The organism is Pseudomonas sp. 20P_3.2_Bac5 (assembly GCF_025466035.1).
GTDB lineage: Bacteria > Pseudomonadota > Gammaproteobacteria > Pseudomonadales > Pseudomonadaceae > Aquipseudomonas.
The window spans coordinates 59,544-81,204 of record NZ_JANLOA010000137.1 but is presented as its reverse complement, the minus strand read 5'-3'; the positions used below and the strand labels follow the sequence as shown (position 1 = coordinate 81,204).

Genomic DNA, 21,661 nt, shown 5'->3' with positions numbered 1-21,661 from the left:
CAGGATGCTTCAGTAGATACTCAATCGGCTGCGCAGACCGCGCAGGCCGAAGCTGATCCATGGCCAGAGCAAGGCACTGGTCACTGCCGGCCAGACCAGCGCCAGCGTGGGCTGACGATTGCCGGTCAGGGCGCTGAGCCACAATTGCACTAGCTGGGCGACGCCGAAGATCACCAGGATGGTCAGGCTCTGCTGCCACATGGGGAACATGCGCAAGCGCTGTTGCAGGCTGAGTACCAGGAAGGTGATGAGGGTCAGGACCAGGGCGTTCTGCCCCAGCAACGTGCCGTACAGCACGTCCTCCGCCAGACCGAGCAAAAACGCGGTGGTCATGCCGACCTTGGTGGGCAGGTTCAACGTCCAGAAGGCCAGCAGCAGGGCCAGCCACAGCGGACGGAAGATATCCATGAACGGCGGCATCGGCCACACGCTGAGCAGCAGGCCAACCAGGAAGGTCAACCAGACCACCCAGCCATTCTTGCTGTGTGTACTGACCATCAATGTCTCTCCCGGGAGGGGGTCGTTGGCGTGCCATGGCTTGCGGGCGCAGCAGCGGCAGCCGGCGTTGGCGCGGCCGCAGGTGTGGCCGCCGGGGCATGGGGCGCAGCCGGGGTCGTGGTGGCGGGTGCGGCAGGTGTTGCAGGCGTGGTGGCCGGCGCAGCATGTGCCGCGTCAGTCGCTGTGTGACCGGCGGCGTCCTGGGCCTGCGCCTGGGCTGCGTCGTTGGCTCGCTCTTCGGGGGTACGGCTGTCGCTGAACACCAGCAGCAGGTAACGGCTGCGGTTCAGGGCGGCGGTCGGCACCGCGCGAACAATGGCGAAGGGTTGCCCAGAGTCGTGGATCACTTCCTTCACCGTCGCCACCGGATAACCGGCCGGGAAACGCTGACCCAGGCCGGAACTCACCAGCAGGTCACCTTCCTTGATGTCGGCGGTATCGGCGACATGACGCAGTTCAAGGCGTTCCGGGTTGCCGGTGCCGCTGGCAATCGCGCGCAGGCCGTTGCGGTTGACCTGCACCGGGATGCTGTGGGTGGTGTCGGTCAGCAGCAGCACCCGCGAGGTGTACGGCATCAACTCGACCACCTGGCCCATGAGGCCGCGGGCGTCGAGCACCGGCTGGCCGAGCACGACACCGTCGCGCTCGCCTTTGTTGATCAGAATTCGATGGGTGAACGGGTTCGGGTCCATGCCGATCAGTTCGGCGACCTCGACCTTTTCATTGAAGAGCGCCGAGGAGTTGAGCAACTCGCGCAGACGCACGTTCTGCTCGGTCAGGGCAGCCAGCTTTTGCAGGCGACCTTGCAGGAGCAGGGCTTCGGTCTTGAGTTTTTCGTTCTCGGCGATCAGTTCGGTGCGGCTGCCAAACTGGCTGGCCACGCCTTGCCACAGACGCTGCGGCAGATCGGTGATGGTGTAGGACTGCATCAGCACCAGCGACATTTGACTGCGCACGGGCTTGAGCACGGGGAAGCGGGCATCGACCACCATCAGGGCGATCGACAGCACGACCAGCACGAGCAGGCGTACGCCCAGCGACGGGCCTTTGGCGAAAAGCGGTTTAATAAGCCGCTCCTCGTTGACGACGGTTCAGGAGGTCATTCATACGGCAACGCACCGGCCTGGATTGCGGATGGATGGAAGCGACGTCCAGACGGACGCCAGCCGGCAATACAGGTAGCACTGCAAGCGCTACCTGTAAACCGGTCGACAGGGTTGCAATCCGGCGAATCACTCGCTGGAGAGCAGGTCCATGGTGTGTTTGTCCATCATTTCCAGGGCGCGACCGCCGCCACGGGCGACACAGGTCAGCGGGTCCTCGGCAACGATCACCGGCAGGCCGGTTTCCTGGGCCAGCAGCTTGTCCAGGTCGCGAAGCAGAGCGCCACCACCGGTCAGCACCAGGCCACGCTCGGCGATGTCGGACGCCAGTTCCGGAGGCGATTGCTCCAGGGCGCTCTTCACGGCCTGAACGATAGTCGCCAGGGATTCCTGCAGCGCTTCGAGCACTTCGTTGGAATTCAGGGTGAAGGCACGTGGTACGCCTTCGGCCAGGTTACGGCCGCGGACGTCGACTTCGCGCACTTCGCCGCCCGGATAGGCGGTACCGATTTCCTGCTTGATACGCTCGGCGGTGGATTCGCCGATCAGGCTGCCGTAGTTGCGGCGCACGTAAGTCACGATGGCTTCGTCGAAGCGGTCGCCACCAACGCGAACGGATTCGGCGTAAACCACACCGTTCAGGGAGATCAGTGCGATTTCAGTGGTACCACCACCGATATCGACGACCATCGAACCACGGGCTTCTTCGACCGGCAGGCCGGCACCGATGGCAGCGGCCATTGGCTCTTCGATCAGGAATACTTCACGGGCACCGGCACCGAGGGCCGATTCACGGATGGCGCGGCGCTCGACCTGGGTCGATTTGCACGGCACGCAGATCAGCACACGAGGGCTAGGCTGCAGGAAGCTGTTTTCGTGAACCTTGTTGATGAAGTACTGCAGCATCTTTTCGCAGACGCTGAAGTCGGCGATCACGCCGTCCTTCATCGGACGAATGGCAGCAATGTTGCCGGGAGTACGACCCAGCATGCGCTTTGCTTCGGTGCCGACAGCGACGACACTTTTCTGGTTGCCGTGGGTACGAATGGCCACAACCGAAGGCTCATTCAGGACGATACCGCGCTCACGCACGTAAATAAGGGTGTTGGCAGTGCCCAGGTCGATGGAAAGATCGCTGGAAAACATGCCACGCAGTTTCTTGAACATGGGAAAGGGACCCTGGCAACGCGTGGGTAAAAAAGTGCGGCAAACTCTAACAACGGCGGGGATTTTGGGCAAGGCGCCAATATGTTAAATTGGCAGTTTTTCCGAGCAAGCCAGCACACGATCGGGCCTTATGACCACGTGTGCCCCTACATGTTCCTCATTGCGGACCCATTCCGTTTTCTTTCCCCAGGAGATCCCCATGGCGCTTGAACGCTGCGACGTGGAAAAGATCGCTCACCTGGCCCGACTGGGCCTGAACGAAGCCGATCTGCCACGCACTACCGATGCCCTGAACAGTATTCTGGGACTGGTCGACCAGATGCAGGCCGTCGACACCACCGGTATCGAGCCTCTGGCTCACCCTCTTGAAGCCAGCCAGCGCCTTCGCGCCGACGTTGTAACAGAAAGCAACCAGCGAGACAGCTACCAGGCCATCGCCCCAGCGACGGACAGCGGCCTGTACCTGGTTCCGAAAGTCATCGAGTAAGGGAATAGAGCCTGCCATGCACCAACTCACCCTGGCCGAGATCGCTCGCGGACTCGCCGACAAAGCCTTTTCCTCCGAAGAGCTGACCCGCGCGCTGCTGGCCCGCATCCATCAACTCGACCCACAGATCAACAGCTTCATCAGTGTCACCGACGACCTGGCCATCAGCCAGGCCCGTGCCGCCGACGCCCGCCGCGCCGCCGGCGAGAACGGTGCACTGCTGGGCGCGCCGATCGCCCACAAGGACCTGTTCTGTACCCAGGGCATCCGCACCAGCTGCGGCTCGAAGATGCTCGACTCGTTCAAGGCCCCCTACGACGCCACCGTGGTCAGCAAGCTGGCCGAGGCCGGTACCGTGACCCTGGGCAAGACCAACATGGACGAGTTCGCCATGGGTTCGGCCAACGAATCCAGCCACTACGGCCCGGTGAAGAACCCGTGGAACCTGGAACACGTGCCTGGCGGTTCGTCCGGTGGTTCGGCTGCGGCCGTGGCTGCCCGCCTGCTGCCGGCCGCCACCGCCACTGACACTGGCGGCTCGATCCGCCAGCCAGCCGCGCTGACCAGCCTGACCGGCCTCAAGCCGACCTACGGCCGCGTCTCGCGCTGGGGCATGATTGCCTACGCGTCGAGCCTCGATCAGGGCGGCCCGCTGGCCCGCACCGCCGAGGACTGCGCCCTGCTGCTGCAAGGCATGGCCGGTTTCGATCCAAAAGACTCCACCAGCATCGATGAGCCGGTCCCGGACTACAGCGCCGGCCTGAACGCCTCGCTGCAAGGGCTGCGTATCGGCCTGCCGAAGGAATACTTCGGTGCCGGCCTCGACCCGCGCATCGCTGAACTGGTCCAGGCCAGCGTCAAGGAGCTGGAGAAGCTCGGCGCAGTCATCAAGGAAATCAGCCTGCCGAACATGCAGCACGCCATTCCGGCGTACTACGTGATCGCCCCGGCCGAAGCCTCCTCGAACCTGTCGCGCTTCGACGGCGTGCGCTTCGGCTACCGCTGCGAGAACCCGAAAGACCTCACCGACCTGTACAAGCGTTCCCGCGGCGAAGGCTTCGGCAGCGAAGTGCAGCGCCGGATCATGGTCGGCACCTACGCCCTGTCGGCCGGCTACTACGACGCCTACTACCTGAAGGCCCAGAAGATCCGTCGCCTGATCAAGAACGACTTCATGGCCGCCTTCGAAGGCGTCGACGTGATCCTCGGCCCGACCACGCCGAACCTGGCCTGGAAGATCGGCGCCAAGAACGCCGATCCGGTCGCCGCGTACCTGGAAGACGTCTACACCATCACCGCCAACCTGGCCGGTCTGCCGGGCCTGTCGATGCCGGCCGGTTTCGTCGACGGTCTGCCGGTGGGCGTGCAACTCCTGGCGCCGTACTTCCAGGAAGGCCGCCTGCTCAACGTCGCGCACCGCTATCAGCAAGTGACTGACTGGCACACTCGCGCACCTAACGGCTTCTGAGGGACAGACACATGCAATGGGAAGTTGTTATCGGGCTGGAGATTCACACCCAGCTCGCCACCCAGTCGAAGATTTTCTCCGGCAGCGCCACCACGTTCGGTTCCGAGCCGAACACCCAGGCCAGCCTGATCGACCTGGGCATGCCCGGCGTACTGCCGGTGCTGAACCAGGAAGCGGTGCGCATGGCCTGCATGTTCGGCCTCGCCATCGACGCCGAGATTGGCCAGCACAACGTGTTCGCGCGCAAGAACTACTTCTACCCTGACCTGCCCAAGGGCTACCAGATCAGCCAGATGGAGCTGCCGATCGTCGGCAAGGGCCACCTGGACATCGCTCTGGAAGACGGCACCGTCAAGCGCATCGGCATCACCCGCGCGCACCTGGAAGAAGACGCCGGCAAAAGCCTGCACGAAGACTTCGCCGGCTCCACCGGCATCGACCTGAACCGTGCCGGCACCCCGCTGCTGGAAATCGTTTCCGAGCCGGAAATGCGCAGCGCCAAGGAAGCCGTGGCCTACGTCAAGGCGATCCACGCGCTGGTGCGCTACCTGGGCATCTGCGACGGCAACATGGCCGAAGGCTCGCTGCGTTGTGACTGCAACGTCTCGATCCGTCCGAAAGGCCAGGTCGAGTTCGGCACCCGCTGCGAGATCAAGAACGTCAACTCGTTCCGCTTCATCGAGCGCGCGATCAATACCGAAATCCAGCGCCAGATCGACCTGATCGAAGACGGCGGCAAGGTCACCCAGGAAACCCGCCTGTACGACCCGAACAAGGACGAAACCCGCTCCATGCGCAGCAAGGAGGAAGCCAACGACTACCGTTACTTCCCCGATCCGGACCTGCTGCCGGTGGTGATCGAGTCGGCCTTCCTCGAAGGCATTCGCGCCACCCTACCGGAGCTGCCACCGCAGAAAGTCGAGCGCTTCCAGAGCCAGTACGGCCTGTCGGCTTACGACGCCAACGTGCTGGCTTCCAGCCGCGAGCAAGCGGACTACTTCGAGAAGGTTGCGGCCATTGGTGGCGACGCCAAGCTGGCGGCCAACTGGGTCATGGTGGAGCTGGGCAGCCTGCTGAACAAGCTGGGTGTCGAGATCGACCAGGCGCCGGTCAGCGCCGAGCAACTGGGTGGCATGCTGCAGCGCATTCGCGACAACACCATCAGCGGCAAGATTGCCAAGACCGTGTTCGAAGCGATGGCCAACGGCGAAGGCGATGCCGACCAGATCATCGAAGCGCGCGGTCTGAAGCAAGTGACGGACAGCGGTGCGATCGAGAAGGTACTGGACGAAGTGCTGGCGGCCAACGCCGAGCAGGTCGAGCAGTACCGGGCGGCGGATGAAGCCAAGCGCGGCAAGATGTTCGGCTTCTTTGTCGGTCAGGCCATGAAGGCCTCGAAAGGCAAGGCAAACCCGCAACAGGTGAACGAATTGCTCAAGAGCAAGCTCGAAGGGTAATCGTCACCGAGCCTTGGTCTCGATAGGGCTCGCTCCTCTGGACTCACAATGTCCTGTAGGAGCGAGCTTGCCTGGTCAGGGCCATTTAGGGGACCGCTGCGTCCTTCGCGAGCAAGCTCGCCCCTACAGAGAACCACGGAGCACCGTAATACATGTGGCGTCTGCTGAGCGCCTTGGCGCTGTTCACCTTGCTCGCCGGCTGTGCCAGCCACGACATCGACCCGCGCGGCTACGATGAAACCGGCACCGCCTCCTATTATGGTTCTCGCCATCACGGCAAACGCACTGCCAGTGGTGAGCCCTTCGACCAGCACGGCCTGACCGCCGCGCACCGCAGCCTGCCCTTCGGCACCCGGGTGCGTGTCACCAACCTGAAAAACGAACGCTCTGTCGTGGTCCGCATCAATGACCGCGGCCCGCATACCCGTGGCCGACTGATCGATCTGTCCAAGGCCGCCGCGCAGAAGCTGGACATGCTCCGTAGCGGAACGGCGCGCGTCCGGGTACAAAGCCTCAGCGACTGATCCTGTTTTCGGAGCCCGACCATTTTCAACCTGGCCGCTTTACCCACCTTCAGCCTGCTGCAACTGTGCAGCGGCCTTATCCTGCTGGTGCTTGGCGCCGAGCTGCTGGTGCGCGGCGCCCTGCGCCTGGCCGCCAGCCTGCAAGTACGCCCGCTGATCATCGGCCTGAGCCTGGTGGCGTTCGGCAGCAGCGCGCCGCAACTCACCGTCAGCCTGCAAGCCGCCTACACCGGCGCCCCCGATGTGGCGGTGGGCAGCGTGATCGGCAGCAACATCTTCAACATTCTCGTCACCCTAGGCCTGGCCGCGCTGATCATTCCGCTGCGCGTGTCGCGGCAACTGGTGCGCCTGGATATCCCGTTGATGATCGGCGCCAGCCTGCTGGTGTACCTGCTGGCGCTGAACGAAGCGCTCGATCACTGGGAAGGCGCACTGCTGTTGCTCGGGCTTGTGGCGTACCTGGCGATCCTGTGGCGCCAGTCACGCCACCACACCCGCATCCACCACGCGCCGGGGCATCAGCCGCAACGGGGCGCGGGCTTCTGGGCCGGCACCCTGTTGCTGATGGCCATCGGTCTTGGTCTGCTCAGTCTGGCCGGGCACCTGCTGCTGGAGGCGGCAGTGGAAGTCGCCACGGACCTTGGCTTGTCGGAGCGCATCATCGGTCTGACCGTGGTTGCCGTGTGCACCTCGCTGCCGGAACTGGCGACTTCGTTGATCGCGGCCATCCGCGGCGAACGGGAAATCGCCGTGGGCAACGTGATCGGCAGCAACCTGTTCAACCTGCTGGGCGTGCTCGGCCTGACCGCCGTGCTGACCCCGGAACCGCTGTCGATCTCGCCCAATGCCCTGGCCTTCGACCTGCCCGTGATGCTCGGCGTCGCCGCCTTGAGCCTGCCGGTGTTCTATTCCGGGTACCGGGTCACGCGCGCCGAAGGTCTGGTGTTTCTCTGCCTGTATCTGGCCTATGGTCTGCACGTGGTGGCCTTCACCACCGGCATGCCGCTGGCCAACCGCCTGGAGCAACTGATGTTGTTCTATGTCCTGCCAGCGCTGGGGGCCGTGTTGCTCTACACCACCCTGCGCGCCTGGCGCCGCCAACACTAAGGAAAACAAGATGGGCGATACGAAGAAAACCGGCGAACAGGTTCGCCGCCAGGTAATGGGCGACGTCTTCGTTGACCGCGCACTGGGCAACGCCACCGAGTTCACCGCGCCGCTGCAGGAGTTCGTCAACGAACACGCCTGGGGTAGCGTCTGGAGCCGCGAAGGCCTGCCGCTGAAAACCCGCAGCCTGATCACCCTGGCCGCCCTCACTGCGCTCAAGTGCCCGCAGGAACTCAAGGGCCACGTGCGTGGTGCCCTGAACAATGGCTGTACGGTGGAAGAGATTCGCGAAGCATTGCTGCATTGCGCAGTCTATGCGGGTGTGCCGGCGGCGATCGACGCGTTCCGCGCGGCGCAGGAAGTGATCGACACCTGGCAACAGCCAGGCTGATCGATCACTTCCCGAAGACCGTCAGGCCTTGGCGGTCTTGCGGCCGCGGGTCAGCTTGTAAGCACCCCCCAGCACCAGCAGCCAGACCGGGATCAACTCGACAGAGATGCGGATCCCTTCGGTCATCCACATCACCACCAGAATGAACGCCAGGAAGGCCAGGCACAGGTAGTTGGTCAGTGGATAGCCGAGGCTCTTGTAGAAGGTTTCCTGACCCTGAGCCGCCTTGGCCTGGCGGAATTTCAGGTGGGTGATGCTGATGATCCCCCAGTTGATCACCAGCGACGACACCACCAGCGACATCAGCAGGCCGAAGGCCTCACGCGGGATGTAGTAGTTGATGAGCACACACAGGCCTGTAGCCAGCGCGGAAATGCCCAGCGCCGCCAGCGGAACACCCTTGGCATTGACCTTGAGCAGTTTCTTCGGCGCATCGCCCTGGGTCGCCAGGCCGAACAGCATGCGGCTGTTGCAGTACACGCAACTGTTGTAGACCGACAGCGCGGCGGTCAGCACCACCAGGTTGAGCACGGTCGCCACCAGGTTGCTGTCCAGGTCGTGGAAGATCATCACGAACGGGCTGCCGCCACTGACCACTTTCTGCCACGGGTACAGCGCCAGCAGCACGGCCAGGGCGCCGATATAGAACAGCAGGATGCGGTAGATCACCTGATTGGTGGCGCGCGGAATGCTGTGGCGCGGGTTATCGGCCTCGGCAGCGGTGATACCCACCAGTTCCAGGCCGCCGAACGAGAACATGATCACGGCCATGGCCATCATCAGACCAGTCGCGCCGTTGGGGAAGAAGCCGCCGTGCTGCCAGAGGTTGGCGACGCTGGCATCCGGGCCGCCGGTGCCGCTGAACAGCATGTAGCCGCCAAAACCGATCATGCCGAGGATGGCCACGACCTTGATCAGGGCGAACCAGAACTCCATTTCACCGTAGACCTTCACCTGACTCACGTTCATCAGGTTGATGACGACGAAGAAGATCGCCGCCGTGGCCCAGGTCGGGAAGTCCGGCCACCAGTACTGGACATAGATGCCCACCGCCGTCAGTTCGGCCATGCCGACCAGCACATAGAGCACCCAGTAGTTCCAGCCCGACATGAAGCCGGCGAGCGGGCTCCAGTATTTATGGGCGAAGTGGCTGAACGTGCCGGACACCGGCTCTTCCACGACCATTTCGCCAAGCTGGCGCATGATGAAGAAGGCGATGATGCCGGCGATCGCGTAGCCCAGCAGCACCGACGGGCCGGCCATCTGGATGGTCTGGGCGATGCCGAGGAACAGGCCCGTACCGATCGCCCCGCCCAGGGCGATCAGTTGGATATGACGGTTTTTCAGCCCGCGGTGTAAACGCTCGGGCGTGATCTGGTCTTGCATGAAGTGTCCTCAGACGTAAGAGGCTGTGTTGGAATTGTTGTACCCGGAGAATCTAGATCCATCCTCCCCACTGCAAGAGGAAGATTCCGATATTGGTTGTAAGCGCAGCCGCCAGGGTGGTGATCACAATGATCGACGCCGCCAGCTCATGGTTGCCATTGGCCGCCCTGGCCATTACATAACTGGCCGCCGCGGTCGGGCTGCCAATATAGAGGAACAGGATGCCCAGTTCCGCCCCGCGAAAGCCGCATAGCCAGCCGCCAAAGGTGAATATCAGCGGCAGCCAGACCATCTTCACCAGGCTGGAACTGACCGCCATCCGGCCACTGGCCCGCAACGAGGCCAGCGACAGCGTCCCGCCGATGCAGATCAACGCCAGCGGCAAGGTCATCTGAGCCAGGTAATCCGCCGACGTCAGCAGCCAGTTGGGCAACGGCACCTTGGCGTAGGCCATCGGCGTCGCCGCCAGCACACTGATGATCAACGGATTACGCAGGATGCTCTTGAGGATGCTCCACGGATCGGACTTGACCGTCGGGCTGTACACCGCCAGCACCACCGACGACAGCGAGTTGTAGAGCAGGATCACCAGCCCGGCGAGAATCGCGCCGAGTGAGATACCGTAGTCGCCGTACATGCTGGCCGCCAGCGCCAACCCGACCACACCGTTGTTGCCGCGAAACGCACCCTGCGTATAGATGCCGCGATCTTCCCGGGGACAGCGCCAGATGGCAATCAGCCAGGCCAAGGCGAAACTGCCTAAGGTGGCGGCGATGAAGTACAGCAGCAGGCCGGGTTTGACCGCGGCCTCGAGGTCGGCGTGGTAAATGCCGAGAAACAGCAGCGCCGGCATGCAGACGTTGAACACCAGGGCCGACGAGGTCTGGATGAAGCCGTCGTTGATCGCATTGATGCGGCGCAGCAGCACGCCCATGAACAGCATCGCGAACACCGGGGCGGTGATGTTCAGCGTCTGGATGAAAAGGGCGAGCATGCGGGGGAGTTCCGTGGCCTGTCGTTAGGTGGCTAATAATACGCCAGCACAGGCGTCAGGGACGGGGGTTTCCGGATGAATTGCAGGAAACAGGCAGATTTTTGGGGCCGCAGAGCAGCCCCAAAAAGGATCAGCGCCGAACCGGCCGCTTCTGCAGCTTGCGCTGCAAGGTGCGCCGATGCATGCCCAGGGCGCGGGCGGTGGCGGAGATATTGCCTTCGTGCTCGGCCAGCACGCGCTGGATGTGCTCCCACTGCAAGCGGTCCACCGACATCGGGTTTTCCGGCACCAGGCTGTCCAGATCAGCGTGCTCGGACAGCAGCGCCGCCAGCACGTCATCGGCATCCGCCGGCTTGCACAGGTAATTGCAGGCGCCGCGCTTGATGGCCTCCACCGCAGTGGCGATGCTCGAATAACCCGTGAGGATCACCACGCGCATTTCCGGATCAAGCTCCAGCAGCTTGGGCAGCAGCACCAGGCCGGAGTCGCCTTCCATCTTGAGGTCCAGCGTGGCGTAGTCCGGTATGTCCTGCTGGGCCAGCACCAGTCCTTCCTCCGCAGAGCTGGCGGTGCTGACGCGGAAACCGCGGCGGCTCATGGCACGGGCCATCACCCGGGTAAAGGTCGCGTCGTCGTCGACCAGCAGCAGGTGCGGCAGTTCTTCACCTTCAACCTGGATTTCATCACTCATCACACATCTCCTCGCGCGTCACGCGGCAAGCGTAGCTCAGTGAGCGTACCGCCTTCTTCGTGACTATAGAGTTTTACCGAGCCGCCAGCACGGGTCACGCTGGCCTTGCTCAAGAACAGGCCCAGGCCAAAGCCCTTGCCCTTGGTGGTAAAGAAGGGTTTGCCGATCTGTTCGGCGATGGCCACCGGGACACCGGGGCCATGGTCGCGGATGCTGATGACGATGTCGGAAGCGTCCCAATCCAGGTGCACTTCCAGCCCATCGGGACAAGCATCGGCGGCGTTGTTCAGCAAATTCAGCAGGGCCTGGGTCAGGTCCGGTGGCGGCGCCAGGCGCGGCACCTCGCCCTGACCGAGGCGCTGGAAGCGGTAACTGGCTTCGGGGCGCATCAGGTGCCAGCGGTTGAGCGATTCATCGAGCCAGAAGGTCACCGGCTGGTCTTCCACCACCATGCGCCGGTTGGCTTCGGCGGCGCGCACCAGTTGCTGCAAGGTGTACTTGCACTGCTTGACCTGTTCCTGGAGCACACCGAGGTCTTCCTGCAACAGCGGGTCGGTATGGTCCTGGCGCATCTCGCTGATCAGCACGCTCATGGTCGCCAGCGGCGTGCCCAGTTCGTGGGCGGCGCCCGCAGCCTGGGTGGCCACGGCCAGTAGCTGCTGGTCGCGCAGCCCTTCCTCGCGGCGTTGGGCCTGGAACTGCTGCTGACGGCGCAGTTCCTCGGCCATCTTCGCCGCGAAGAAGGTGATCACCGCTGCGGCCAGGGCGAAACTCAGCCACATGCCGTAGATCTGCATCTTCTCCCGCGCCATGGGGAAGGTTTCCAGCGGATAGAACTGCATCAGCAGCAGGGTGTAGGCCACCAGCGCGATGCCCGAGAGGATCAACGAATAGACCCACGGCAACGTCACCGCGGCAATCGCCAGCGGCACCAGGTAATAGGAAACGAAGGGGTTGGTCGATCCGCCGGAGAAATACAGCAAGGCGCTGTGGATCAGCAGGTCGCAGGCCAGTTGCACCGCGTATTCCAGCTCGGTAACCGGCAGCGAGGCGCGCAGGCGCAGGGCGGTGACCAGGCACAGCACCATGGAAAACCCGAGGGTGACACTCAGGGCCAGCCAGGGCAGCGGAAGGAGTTCAGTCCAGTAGGCGACCCCGACCGAACCGGCCTGCGCGGCCAGTACCAGGGTGCGGACAAGCGTCAGACGCCAGAGATTCTGGCGGGTGGCGGACAGCATTTTTTCGGGGGCGAGCATGAGCTCTCCTGATGAGTGCTCCAGGTAAACCGCCGCGAGTATACCCAAGCGACGCCCTGGTCTGCAGCAATGCGGCAACTCGCCACACCGGGGATAAATGATGGCCTTCTGGAACCTTGCTGCTATTTTCAAGGTCAGACAGGGTCTGCGTGGCACAGGATCGTATCGGCCACGCCCATTTTTCAAGGAGTTATCCATGCATACCCCTAGCCGTAGCGCCAAGGTCCTGCTGGCCGCCAGCCTCCTGGCCAGCCTTCCCGTTCTGGCGGACGAGCCGCGTTACAACCAGGTATCGCTGCGTGCCGAAGCCAGCAAGGAAGTGACCCGCGACCTGATGGTCGTGACCCTGTACAGCGAAGCACAGAACACTGATCCGGCGAAACTCGCCGCCGAGATCACCACCACGCTGAACAAGGCGCTGGAAAAGGCCCGTCAGGCCAAGGACGTGAAGATCAGCCAGGGCAGCCGCAATGCCTACCCGATCTACGACGACAAAGGCCAGAAAATCACCGGCTGGCGTGAACGCGCCGAACTGCGCCTGGAAAGCGGCAATTTCCCGGCCCTCTCCGGCCTGACCGGCGAGCTGCTGCAAACCCTGAAAATGGGCGGCATGGACTTCGCCGTTGCGCCCGCAACACGCAAGACCAGCGAAGACGAACTGCTCAAGGACGCGGTCGACGCCTTCAAGGCCCGCGCCCAGATCGCCACCGATGCGTTGGGCGGCAAGGGCTACAAAGTGGTCAGCCTGAACCTCAACAGCAGCGGCTACCCACAGCCGTACATGCGTGCGCCGATGATGATGAAGGCCAGCATGGATGCCGAAGCCGCGCCGTCGCCGCAGGTCGAAGCCGGCACTGCGCAGGTGAGCATCAGCGCGGATGGCACTATCGAAGTGCAGATGCCTTAAACGGGGTTTCTACGGCCACTGGGCGCATGTAGGGAGTTTTCCAGCGCCCTTGAGATCGAGCGCCGCCCGCGCGGCGCATCGCGACGGTTCGGCGCCCCGACAAGCTCGCTCCTACATTGGTTGCAACGTGCCTATGCCTGTCAGGCCATAGTTGAGCGCCTTGTTTGTACAACGCGCTATCGAGTTGACTTCAACAGCCTCCCCACGATTCATCGCCGAGTGCCAAAGGCGGGCAACACCTCTCCGTCAGGCCATGGCACGTTGCAACCGATGTAGGAGCGAGCTTGCTCGCGATGCGCCGCGCGGGCGGCGCTCGATCTCAAGAGCGCTAAAAACTGTCGGCTAGCACCTAGCCGCCACGACCCGGTCTCCTGCCTGCACCCCCGCTTCACTTTCCCACCAAACAGCTATCCTCAATCGTTGGCATAAATATCCGCAGGTCGGCTCACGAGGCCGTCTGCTCAAAAAATGACAACAATGAGGCCACCATGCTGAAAACCGCAGTCATTCCGTTCCTGGTCGGCGCAGGTCTGCTCGCCGCCACGCCGGCCGCGCACGCAGCGAGCAATCTCGTCTACTGCTCCGAAGGCAGCCCCGCCGGCTTCGATCCCGCGCAGTACACCACCGGCACCGACTTCGACGCGTCCTCCGAAACCATGTTCAACCGCCTGGCCCAGTTCGAGCGCGGCGGCACCCAGGTCATTCCCGGCCTGGCAACCCGCTGGGACGTCGCCGATGACGGCCTGACCTACACCTTCCACCTGCGCGAAGGGGTCAAGTTCCACACCACCGACTACTTCAAGCCAACCCGTGAATTCAACGCCGACGACGTGCTGTTCACCTTCAACCGCATGCTCGACAAGGACATGCCGTTCCGCAAGGCGTACCCCACCGAGTTCCCGTACTTCACCGACATGGGCATGGACGCGAACATCAAGCAGGTGGAGAAGGTCGACGCGCACACGGTGAAGTTCACCCTCGCCGCGGTCGACGCCGCGTTCATCCAGAACATCGCCATGAGCTTCGCCTCGATCCAGTCCGCCGAATACGCCGAGCAGTTGCTCAAGCAGGGCAAGGCCGCGGACATCAACCAGAAGCCCATCGGCACCGGCCCGTTCGTGTTCAGCAAGTACCAGAAAGACGCGCAGATCCGTTTCAAGGGCAACAAGGACTACTGGAGCCCGGACGAGGTGAAGATCGACAACCTGATCTTCGCCATCACCACCGACGCCTCGGTGCGCATGCAGAAGCTGAAGAAAAACGAGTGCCAGGTCACCCTGTTCCCGCGCCCCGCCGACCTCGAGGCCCTGAAGGCCGATCCGAACCTGCAGATGCCGTCACAGGCCGGCTTCAACCTCGGCTACATCGCCTACAACGTGATGGACAAGATCAAGGGCAGCAACGAGCCCAACCCGATGGCCCAGCTCAAGGTGCGCCAGGCGCTGGACATGGCGGTGAACAAGCAGCAGATCATCGATTCGGTGTACCAAGGCGCGGGGCAACTCGCGGTCAACGCCATGCCGCCGACCCAGTGGTCTTACGACGACACCATCAAGGGCACCGAATACAACCCCGAAAAAGCCCGGCAACTGCTCAAGGAAGCCGGCGTCAAGGAAGGCACCGAGATCACCCTGTGGGCCATGCCGGTACAGCGCCCTTACAACCCCAACGCCAAGCTGATGGCCGAGATGCTCCAGTCCGACTGGGCGAAGATCGGCATCAAGGCGCGCATCGTCAGCTACGAATGGGGCGAGTACATCAAACGCTCCAAGGACGGCGAGAACGGCGCCATGCTGATCGGCTGGAGCGGCGACAACGGCGACCCGGACAACTGGCTCGGCACCCTGTACGGCTGCGACGCGGTCAACGGCAACAACTTCTCCCACTGGTGCGACACCGGCTACGACAAGCTGGTCAAGGAAGCCAAGACCACCACTGACCAGAACAAGCGCATCGCGCTGTACAAACAGGCCCAGCACATCCTCAAGGACCAGGTGCCGATCACCCCGATCGCCCACTCCACCGTCTACCAACCGATGCGCAAGACGGTGCAGGACTTCAAGATCAGTCCGTTTGCGCTGAATGATTTCTACGGCGTCAGCGTGAAGCCATAAACGCGTTCCAAGGGCCGCCCTGCGGCCCATCGCGACTGTTCAGATGGATAGCCGCCGCGAAAACCACACTCGCTGTGGATAGGTCGCCACCACCCCGCTGAAATTTCGTCAAACCACTCAGAAACGTCTCACCTCAATTTGCCCCTTGTGTAACTCGTCGTCGCCCTCCCCCGCCCTTACCGTGGGACTGGCGCCGCAGCACGTGCGCGAAAGCTCGCCCTGTGCCGCGGAAAACTCCAACGACAACCACAAGACAAGGGGATACCCATGCGTATGACTTCCCTCTTCGCCGCCCTTCTCGGGGCCGGCGTGCTGGCTCATTCGCCCTTCGGAATGGCCGACGACAAGAAGGGCAATCTGGTGTTCTGTTCCGAAGGCAGCCCGTCCGGGTTCGACTCCGCGCAATACCAGAGCGGTACTGACAATGACGTCGCCGAACCGCTGTACAACCGCCTCGTGGAGTTCCAGCGCGGCGCCACCGGCGTGCTGCCCGCGCTCGCGACCGACTGGAGCATCTCTGACGACGGCCTGATCTACACCTTCAACCTGCGCCCCGGGGTGAAATTCCACAGCAACGCCGCCTTCAAACCGAGCCGTGATTTCAACGCCGAAGACGTGCTGTTCACCTTCAACCGCATGCTCAACACGACCCACCCGTTCCGCATGGCCTACGGCACCGAGTTCCCCTACTTCAGCGCCATGGGCCTGGACAAGACCATCGCCAAGGTGGAAAAGACCGGGCCGATGACCGTGGTCTTCACGCTTAACTACGTCGATGCGTCGCTGATCCAGAATCTGGCGATGAGCTTCGCCTCGATCCTCTCGGCCGAGTACGCCGAACAGCTACTCAGCCGCGGCACGCCGGCGGACATCAGCCACAAACCGATCGGCACCGGACCTTTCGTGTTCACCCGTTACCAGAAGGACGCGCAGATCCGCTACCGCGGCAACCCGGACTACTGGGCACCGGAGCAGGTGAGGCTCGACAACCTGATTTTCTCGATCAACACCGACCCCTCGGTGCGCGTCCAGAAGCTGCGCAAAGGCGAGTGCCAGGTGACCATCCACCCCCGCCCCGCCGACCTCGAAGCCCTGCGCCGCGACGAGACCATCAACCTGATCGAGAAGCCCGCCTACAACCTCGGCTACATCGCCTACAACACCCAGAAAAAACCGTTCGACCAGCTCGAAGTGCGCCAGGCCCTGGACATGGCCGTGGACAAGGAAGCGATCATCAAGACTGTGTTCCAGGGCGCCGGCCAGGTCGCGGTGAACAGCATGCCGCCCACGCAGTGGTCCTATGACGAGAGCATTACCGACCCGCCCCAAGACATCGAAAAAGCGCGCCAGATGCTGCGCGACGCCGGGGTCGAGGAAGGCACCGAAATCACCCTCTGGGCCATGCCGGTTCAACGCCCCTACAACCCCAACGCCAAGCTGATGGCGCAGATGCTCCAGGACGACTGGGGCAAGCTCGGGCTCAAGGTGAATATCGTCAGCTACGAATGGGGCGAATACCTCAAGCGCGCCAAGGACGGCGAGCACGACACCATCCTGATCGGCTGGACTGGCGACAACGGCGACCCGGACAACTGGCTCGGCACCCTCTATAGCTGCGACGCCATCGGCAGCCACAACCACTCCATGTGGTGCGACCCGCAATACGACGCCCTGGTGAAACAGGCCAAGTCGGTCACCGACCGCGAGCAGCGCTCCGAGCTGTATCGCCAGGCCCAGCACTACATCAAGCAGCAAGTGCCCATCACCCCCGTCGCCCACTCCACGGTCAGCCAGCCGGTAAGCACGAAGGTGAAGGATTACCTGGTGAGCCCGTTCGGTCGCACCTCCTTCCTGGATGTTGGCATCGAGTGATGTCGGTCCTCGCCGGATCAAGGCTTACCCGCCCCGATCCCGTGCAATGACCTGTGGGTTCACAAGACCCGCCGGTGCTCTTACAAGAACAAAAGGAAGCATCGCCTTGAAAGCAATCACTGTTACCGTCGCCGCACTGACCTTCTGCGGCCTGGCCGATCAGGCCCGGGCCGAATCCCTCAGCCACGATTACCTGCCAATCAGCCTCAAGGAGAACAACGCCCAGGCCGAAGCCGGCGGATTCTTCGAAGGGCAGAGCCTGTCCGGCTCGACCCGCAACTGGTATTCACACGAACGCGCCACCAAGGGCCCGCAGTTCCGCTACTACAAGAGCGACGGCACCCGCCACAACAGCCACAGCCGCAATAACTGGGTGCAGGGCACCATCCTCGATTACAGCTCGGGCTTCAGCCAGGGCCCCGTGGGCTTCGGCGTCCAGGTTGCGGGCTACAACGCCATTGCCCTGGAACGAAGCCGCGCCGCGGTGGCCGGACCCAACAACCGCACCCTCACCCACAGTGACGGCGATGTCATCGGCCAATGGAGCAAGATCGGCCTGGCCAACCTGAAGGCGCGCGTCTCCCACACCACCCTGACGGCGGGCCGCCATACGGTGAACACGCCGGTGATCGCCGCCATCGGCAACCGCGCCTTGCCGTCGAGCTTCGACGGCGTCAGCCTGCACAGCGCGGAATTCCACACCCTGTCGTTCGACCTCGGCAGCTTCGAGCGCGTGTCGAGCCGTACCGAACAGGGCAAGAGCAAATTCACCACGGAATACTCGGCCATCGGTGCCCAGGCAGACCGAGTCAGCATGGCCGGCCTCACCTACCAACCGATGAGAAGCCTGACCACCAGCCTGTACTTCGCCAATGTCGAAGACATCTGGAACCAGTACTACCTCGCGGCGTCCCACGACCTGGGCGACACCGCCATGCTCGGCCTGACCACCGGCTTCAACTACTACGGCACCCGCGACCACGGCCGCGGCAAACAGGGGCCGATCGACAACGACACGTTCAGCCTGTCCTTCGCCCTGACGCACAAGGCCCATACCCTCGGCCTGTCATGGCAGCAAGTGAACGGCAACGAGTACTTCGACTACCTGCACGACACCAACGGCATCTTCCTCGCCAACTCGCTGTATTCCGACTTCAACGGCCCCAACGAGAAGTCCGTGCAGCTCAGCTACGTGCTCAACCTGACCCCCTACGGCGTGCCGGGGGTACGCCTGAATCTCTACAACGCCCGCGGCTGGGGCATCGACGGGACTCACTACCGCGGCAGCGGCTACGATGTACAAAAGCTCGATGGCGAGCACCACAAAGAATGGGGCATTGGCGTGAGCTATGCGGTGCAGGACGGCGCACTCAAGGACACCAGCATCCGTGCCACCTACAGCACGCACCGGGCGAGCCGGGCGCAGATTGATGGCAATGTGGACGAAATGCGCGTCGTGACCACCATCCCCTTCGACATTCTCTGAGCACTCCCGCGCCCCGGCCACGACGTTGGCCGGGGCGCAGACGGGAACCGAGAAAAGGAGCCTGCATGAATCCCTCTCCCCTTCAGGCCGCACTGGCGGCCCTGTTGCTGAGCACCTCGGCAAGCCTCTGCGCCAAGCCGCTGGTGGTCTGCACCGAGGCCAGCCCGGAAGGTTTCGACATGGCCCAGTACACCACCGCGGTCACCGGTGACGCCGTCGCCGAAACCCTGTTCAACCGCCTGGTGGATTTCACGCCCGGCACCACCGATATCCAGCCGGCCCTGGCCGAACGCTGGGACATCAGCGACGACGGCCTGACCTACACCTTCCACCTGCGCCGGGGCGTGAAGTTCCACCACACCGACTGGTTCACCCCGACCCGCGAGATGAACGCCGACGACGTGCTCTGGAGCTTCCAGCGCCAGCTCGACCCGAACCACCCGTGGCACGACAAAACCAGCATCGGCTTCCCCTATTTCGAAAGCATGGGTTTTCGCGACCTGCTGAAACGCGTGGAAAAGACCGACGAACACTCCGTGGTCTTCACCCTGACCCGCCCGGAAGCACCGTTTCTTCGCGACCTCGCCATGGCCTTCACCTCCATCTATTCCGCCGAATACGCCGACCAGTTGCTCAAGACCGGCAACACCGGCGACCTCAACAGCAAGCCTATCGGCACCGGCCCCTTCGTCTTCCAGCGTTACAACAAGGACGCGCAGGTCCGCTACAAGGCCCACCCGGACTACTTCCGTGGTGCGCCGCCGAGCGAGACGCTGGTGTTCGCCATCGCCAATGACAACAACGTGCGCGTGCAGAAACTGCGCGCCAACGAATGCCAGGTCGCGCTCTATCCGAAGCCCGACGACGTGCCCGCGCTCAAGGCCGACCCGATGCTCAAGGTCGCCGAGCTGGAGGCGCTGGTCACCGGCTATATCGCCCTCAACACCGAGCACCGCTACCTGAGCGATGTGCGGGTGCGCAACGCGATCAATATCGCCTTCGACCGCCAGACCCACATCGATCAACTGTTCGGCAAAGGCAACGCGCTGCTGGCGGTCAACCCGTACCCGCCGACCCTGCTGGGCTACAACCACGACAACCACAACCCGCCCCGCGACCTCGACAAAGCCCGGGCCCTGCTCAAGGAAGCCGGGGTTCCGCAAGGCACGGCGCTGACCCTGTTCACCCGCAACGGCGGTGGACCGACCAATCCCAATCCGCGACTGAGCGCGGAAATGCTCCAGGACGACCTGGCGAAGATCGGCCTGAAGGTCGATATCCGGGTCATGGAATGGGCGGAAATGCTGCGCCGGGCGAAGAACGGCGAGCACGACATGGTGTCCACCGGTTGGGCCGGCGACAACGGCGATCCGGACAACTTCCTGACCCCGCTGCTCAGTTGCGAGGCAGCCAGAAATGGCGAGAACTATGCTCGGTGGTGCAACGAGAAATTTCAGGCGCTGATCACCCAGGCCCGCCAGGTGACCGATCCGCGACAGCGCGAGGCGCTCTATAAGCAGGCGCTGGCCGTGTACGATGAGGACCGGCCGTGGATAACCATGGCCCATCCGAAGATGTTCACGGCCATGCGCCGGAACGTCGAGGGCTACATCATCAGCCCCCTGACTAATAACAACTTCGCCACCACCTTGGTGAAGTAGAAAAATAATGCTGCCCACAGCCCCACCACGGCAAAGGCAGCCCGCCTGACCGGCTGACGAGGAACACCAGAAGATGTTTAGTTTCATTGCCCGGCGTCTGGGACTGCTGATCCCGACATTTTTCGGCATCACGCTACTGACTTTCGCGCTCATACGACTCATCCCGGGTGACCCGGTGGAAGTGATGATGGGCGAGCGCCGGGTCGACCCGCAAATGCACGCCCAGGCCATGGAGCGGCTGGGCCTGAACAAGCCGTTGCCGGAGCAATACCTGGATTACGTCGGCAAGCTGGCCCAGGGCGATCTGGGCGAATCGCTGCGCACCCGCGAGAGCGTCTGGCACGAGTTTCTCGCCCTGTTCCCCGCCACCCTCGAACTGGCCCTGGCCGCGTTGCTGTTCGCCGGCACCCTCGGCGTACTGGCCGGTGTCATCGCCGCGCTCAAGCGGGGTTCGATCTTCGACCACGGAGTGATGGGGCTATCGCTCACTGGTTATTCGATGCCGATCTTCTGGTGGGGCCTGATCCTCATCATGTTCTTCTCGGTCAACCTCGGCTGGACGCCGGTGTCCGGGCGCATCGACCTGCTTTACGACATCGAACCGAAGACCGGCTTCATGCTCATCGACACCCTGCTCAGCGAGGAAGAAGGCGCATTCAAGGACGCCCTGATGCACCTGATCCTGCCGGCCATCGTGCTGGGCACCATCCCGCTGGCGGTGATCGCGCGGATGACCCGCTCCTCGATGCTCGAAGTGCTGCGCGAAGACTACATTCGCACCGCCCGGGCCAAGGGCCTGTCGCCGGCGCGGGTGGTGTTCGTCCACGGCCTGCGCAACGCGCTGATCCCGGTGCTGACGGTGTTCGGCCTGCAGGTCGGCACGCTGCTGGCCGGCGCGGTCCTTACCGAAACCATCTTTTCCTGGCCGGGCATCGGCAAATGGCTGATCGAAGCCATCGGCGCCCGCGACTACCCCGTGGTGCAGAACGGCATCCTGTTGATCGCCTGCCTGGTCATCCTGGTCAACTTCGTCGTCGACATCCTCTACGGCCTGGTCAATCCACGCATCCGTCACCAGCGCTGAGGCCCTCA

General features: G+C 63.2%; 19 protein-coding genes. 12 read left to right on the top strand and 7 right to left on the bottom strand.

Annotation, left to right across the window (positions count from 1 at the left end; translation table 11 throughout):
* Positions 1-9 precede the first annotated feature (9 nt).
* The 3 genes from mreD to mreB form a co-directional block, all read right to left on the bottom strand.
* Positions 10-498 (bottom strand): rod shape-determining protein MreD, encoded by a 489-nt coding sequence (mreD, locus tag NTD88_RS28000; protein ID WP_095159592.1) that lies wholly within the window; start codon positions 496-498, stop codon positions 10-12.
* The gene (mreC, locus tag NTD88_RS27995) at positions 498-1,565 is read right to left on the bottom strand and encodes a rod shape-determining protein MreC (protein ID WP_095159591.1); all 1,068 of its coding nucleotides are present in this window, start codon (positions 1,563-1,565) and stop codon (positions 498-500) included. Before mreC ends, mreD begins: the two co-directional genes overlap by 1 nt.
* A gap of 165 nt (positions 1,566-1,730) precedes the next feature.
* A complete protein-coding gene (gene mreB, locus NTD88_RS27990) occupies positions 1,731-2,768 on the bottom strand; it encodes a rod shape-determining protein MreB (RefSeq protein WP_008371426.1) in 1,038 nt (345 codons plus the stop codon).
* Between the two features lie 199 nt (positions 2,769-2,967).
* Here mreB and gatC point away from each other — a divergent pair, with 199 nt between their 5' ends.
* The 6 genes from gatC to NTD88_RS27960 all read left to right on the top strand — a co-directional run bounded on the left by gatC (position 2,968) and on the right by NTD88_RS27960 (position 8,202).
* The gene (gatC, locus tag NTD88_RS27985) at positions 2,968-3,255 is read left to right on the top strand and encodes an Asp-tRNA(Asn)/Glu-tRNA(Gln) amidotransferase subunit GatC (protein ID WP_095159590.1); all 288 of its coding nucleotides are present in this window, start codon (positions 2,968-2,970) and stop codon (positions 3,253-3,255) included.
* 16 nt (positions 3,256-3,271) lie between these two features.
* Positions 3,272-4,723 (top strand): Asp-tRNA(Asn)/Glu-tRNA(Gln) amidotransferase subunit GatA, encoded by a 1,452-nt coding sequence (gene gatA / locus NTD88_RS27980; protein WP_262153728.1) that lies wholly within the window; start codon positions 3,272-3,274, stop codon positions 4,721-4,723.
* 11 nt (positions 4,724-4,734) lie between these two features.
* Positions 4,735-6,180, top strand: a complete 1,446-nt coding sequence (gene gatB / locus NTD88_RS27975) for an Asp-tRNA(Asn)/Glu-tRNA(Gln) amidotransferase subunit GatB (protein ID WP_262153727.1) — start codon at positions 4,735-4,737, stop codon at positions 6,178-6,180.
* Positions 6,181-6,332: 152 nt separating this feature from the next.
* Positions 6,333-6,704 carry a septal ring lytic transglycosylase RlpA family protein gene (locus NTD88_RS27970; protein ID WP_095159587.1) on the top strand — a complete coding sequence of 124 codons (372 nt, stop codon included), beginning with the start codon at positions 6,333-6,335 and terminating at the stop codon, positions 6,702-6,704.
* 81 nt (positions 6,705-6,785) lie between these two features.
* Positions 6,786-7,811: a calcium/sodium antiporter gene (locus tag NTD88_RS27965; RefSeq protein WP_371864348.1), complete on the top strand. Its 1,026-nt coding sequence runs from the start codon at positions 6,786-6,788 to the stop codon at positions 7,809-7,811.
* A 10-nt stretch (positions 7,812-7,821) separates the two neighbouring features.
* Positions 7,822-8,202 carry a carboxymuconolactone decarboxylase family protein gene (locus NTD88_RS27960; RefSeq protein WP_175651070.1) on the top strand — a complete coding sequence of 127 codons (381 nt, stop codon included), beginning with the start codon at positions 7,822-7,824 and terminating at the stop codon, positions 8,200-8,202.
* A gap of 21 nt (positions 8,203-8,223) precedes the next feature.
* On the opposite strand, the gene NTD88_RS27955 is transcribed toward NTD88_RS27960, so the two are convergent.
* The 4 genes from NTD88_RS27955 to NTD88_RS27940 all read right to left on the bottom strand — a co-directional run bounded on the left by NTD88_RS27955 (position 8,224) and on the right by NTD88_RS27940 (position 12,529).
* Positions 8,224-9,588 (bottom strand): amino acid permease, encoded by a 1,365-nt coding sequence (locus NTD88_RS27955; protein ID WP_262153725.1) that lies wholly within the window; start codon positions 9,586-9,588, stop codon positions 8,224-8,226.
* A 52-nt stretch (positions 9,589-9,640) separates the two neighbouring features.
* A complete protein-coding gene (locus tag NTD88_RS27950) occupies positions 9,641-10,582 on the bottom strand; it encodes an AEC family transporter (RefSeq protein WP_095159583.1) in 942 nt (313 codons plus the stop codon).
* A 130-nt stretch (positions 10,583-10,712) separates the two neighbouring features.
* Positions 10,713-11,273, bottom strand: a complete 561-nt coding sequence (locus tag NTD88_RS27945; protein WP_095159582.1) for a response regulator transcription factor — start codon at positions 11,271-11,273, stop codon at positions 10,713-10,715.
* Complete coding sequence (locus tag NTD88_RS27940) at positions 11,273-12,529, bottom strand: ATP-binding protein (RefSeq protein WP_095159581.1); 1,257 nt, start codon at positions 12,527-12,529, stop codon at positions 11,273-11,275. Before NTD88_RS27940 ends, NTD88_RS27945 begins: the two co-directional genes overlap by 1 nt.
* A 196-nt stretch (positions 12,530-12,725) precedes the next feature.
* Here NTD88_RS27940 and NTD88_RS27935 point away from each other — a divergent pair, with 196 nt between their 5' ends.
* The 6 genes from NTD88_RS27935 to NTD88_RS27910 all read left to right on the top strand — a co-directional run bounded on the left by NTD88_RS27935 (position 12,726) and on the right by NTD88_RS27910 (position 21,653).
* Complete coding sequence (locus tag NTD88_RS27935) at positions 12,726-13,436, top strand: SIMPL domain-containing protein (RefSeq protein ID WP_262153724.1); 711 nt, start codon at positions 12,726-12,728, stop codon at positions 13,434-13,436.
* A 488-nt stretch (positions 13,437-13,924) separates the two neighbouring features.
* Positions 13,925-15,550: an ABC transporter substrate-binding protein gene (locus NTD88_RS27930; RefSeq protein WP_262153723.1), complete on the top strand. Its 1,626-nt coding sequence runs from the start codon at positions 13,925-13,927 to the stop codon at positions 15,548-15,550.
* Positions 15,551-15,817: 267 nt separating this feature from the next.
* Positions 15,818-17,422, top strand: a complete 1,605-nt coding sequence (locus tag NTD88_RS27925) for an ABC transporter substrate-binding protein (RefSeq protein ID WP_262153722.1) — start codon at positions 15,818-15,820, stop codon at positions 17,420-17,422.
* Between the two features lie 106 nt (positions 17,423-17,528).
* On the top strand, positions 17,529-18,908 hold the full coding sequence (locus NTD88_RS27920; RefSeq protein WP_262153721.1) for an OprD family porin: 1,380 nt from the start codon (positions 17,529-17,531) through the stop codon (positions 18,906-18,908).
* Between the two features lie 65 nt (positions 18,909-18,973).
* Positions 18,974-20,569 carry an ABC transporter substrate-binding protein gene (locus NTD88_RS27915; protein WP_262153720.1) on the top strand — a complete coding sequence of 532 codons (1,596 nt, stop codon included), beginning with the start codon at positions 18,974-18,976 and terminating at the stop codon, positions 20,567-20,569.
* Between the two features lie 73 nt (positions 20,570-20,642).
* Positions 20,643-21,653: an ABC transporter permease subunit gene (locus NTD88_RS27910; protein ID WP_095159575.1), complete on the top strand. Its 1,011-nt coding sequence runs from the start codon at positions 20,643-20,645 to the stop codon at positions 21,651-21,653.
* Positions 21,654-21,661: the final 8 nt, after the last annotated feature.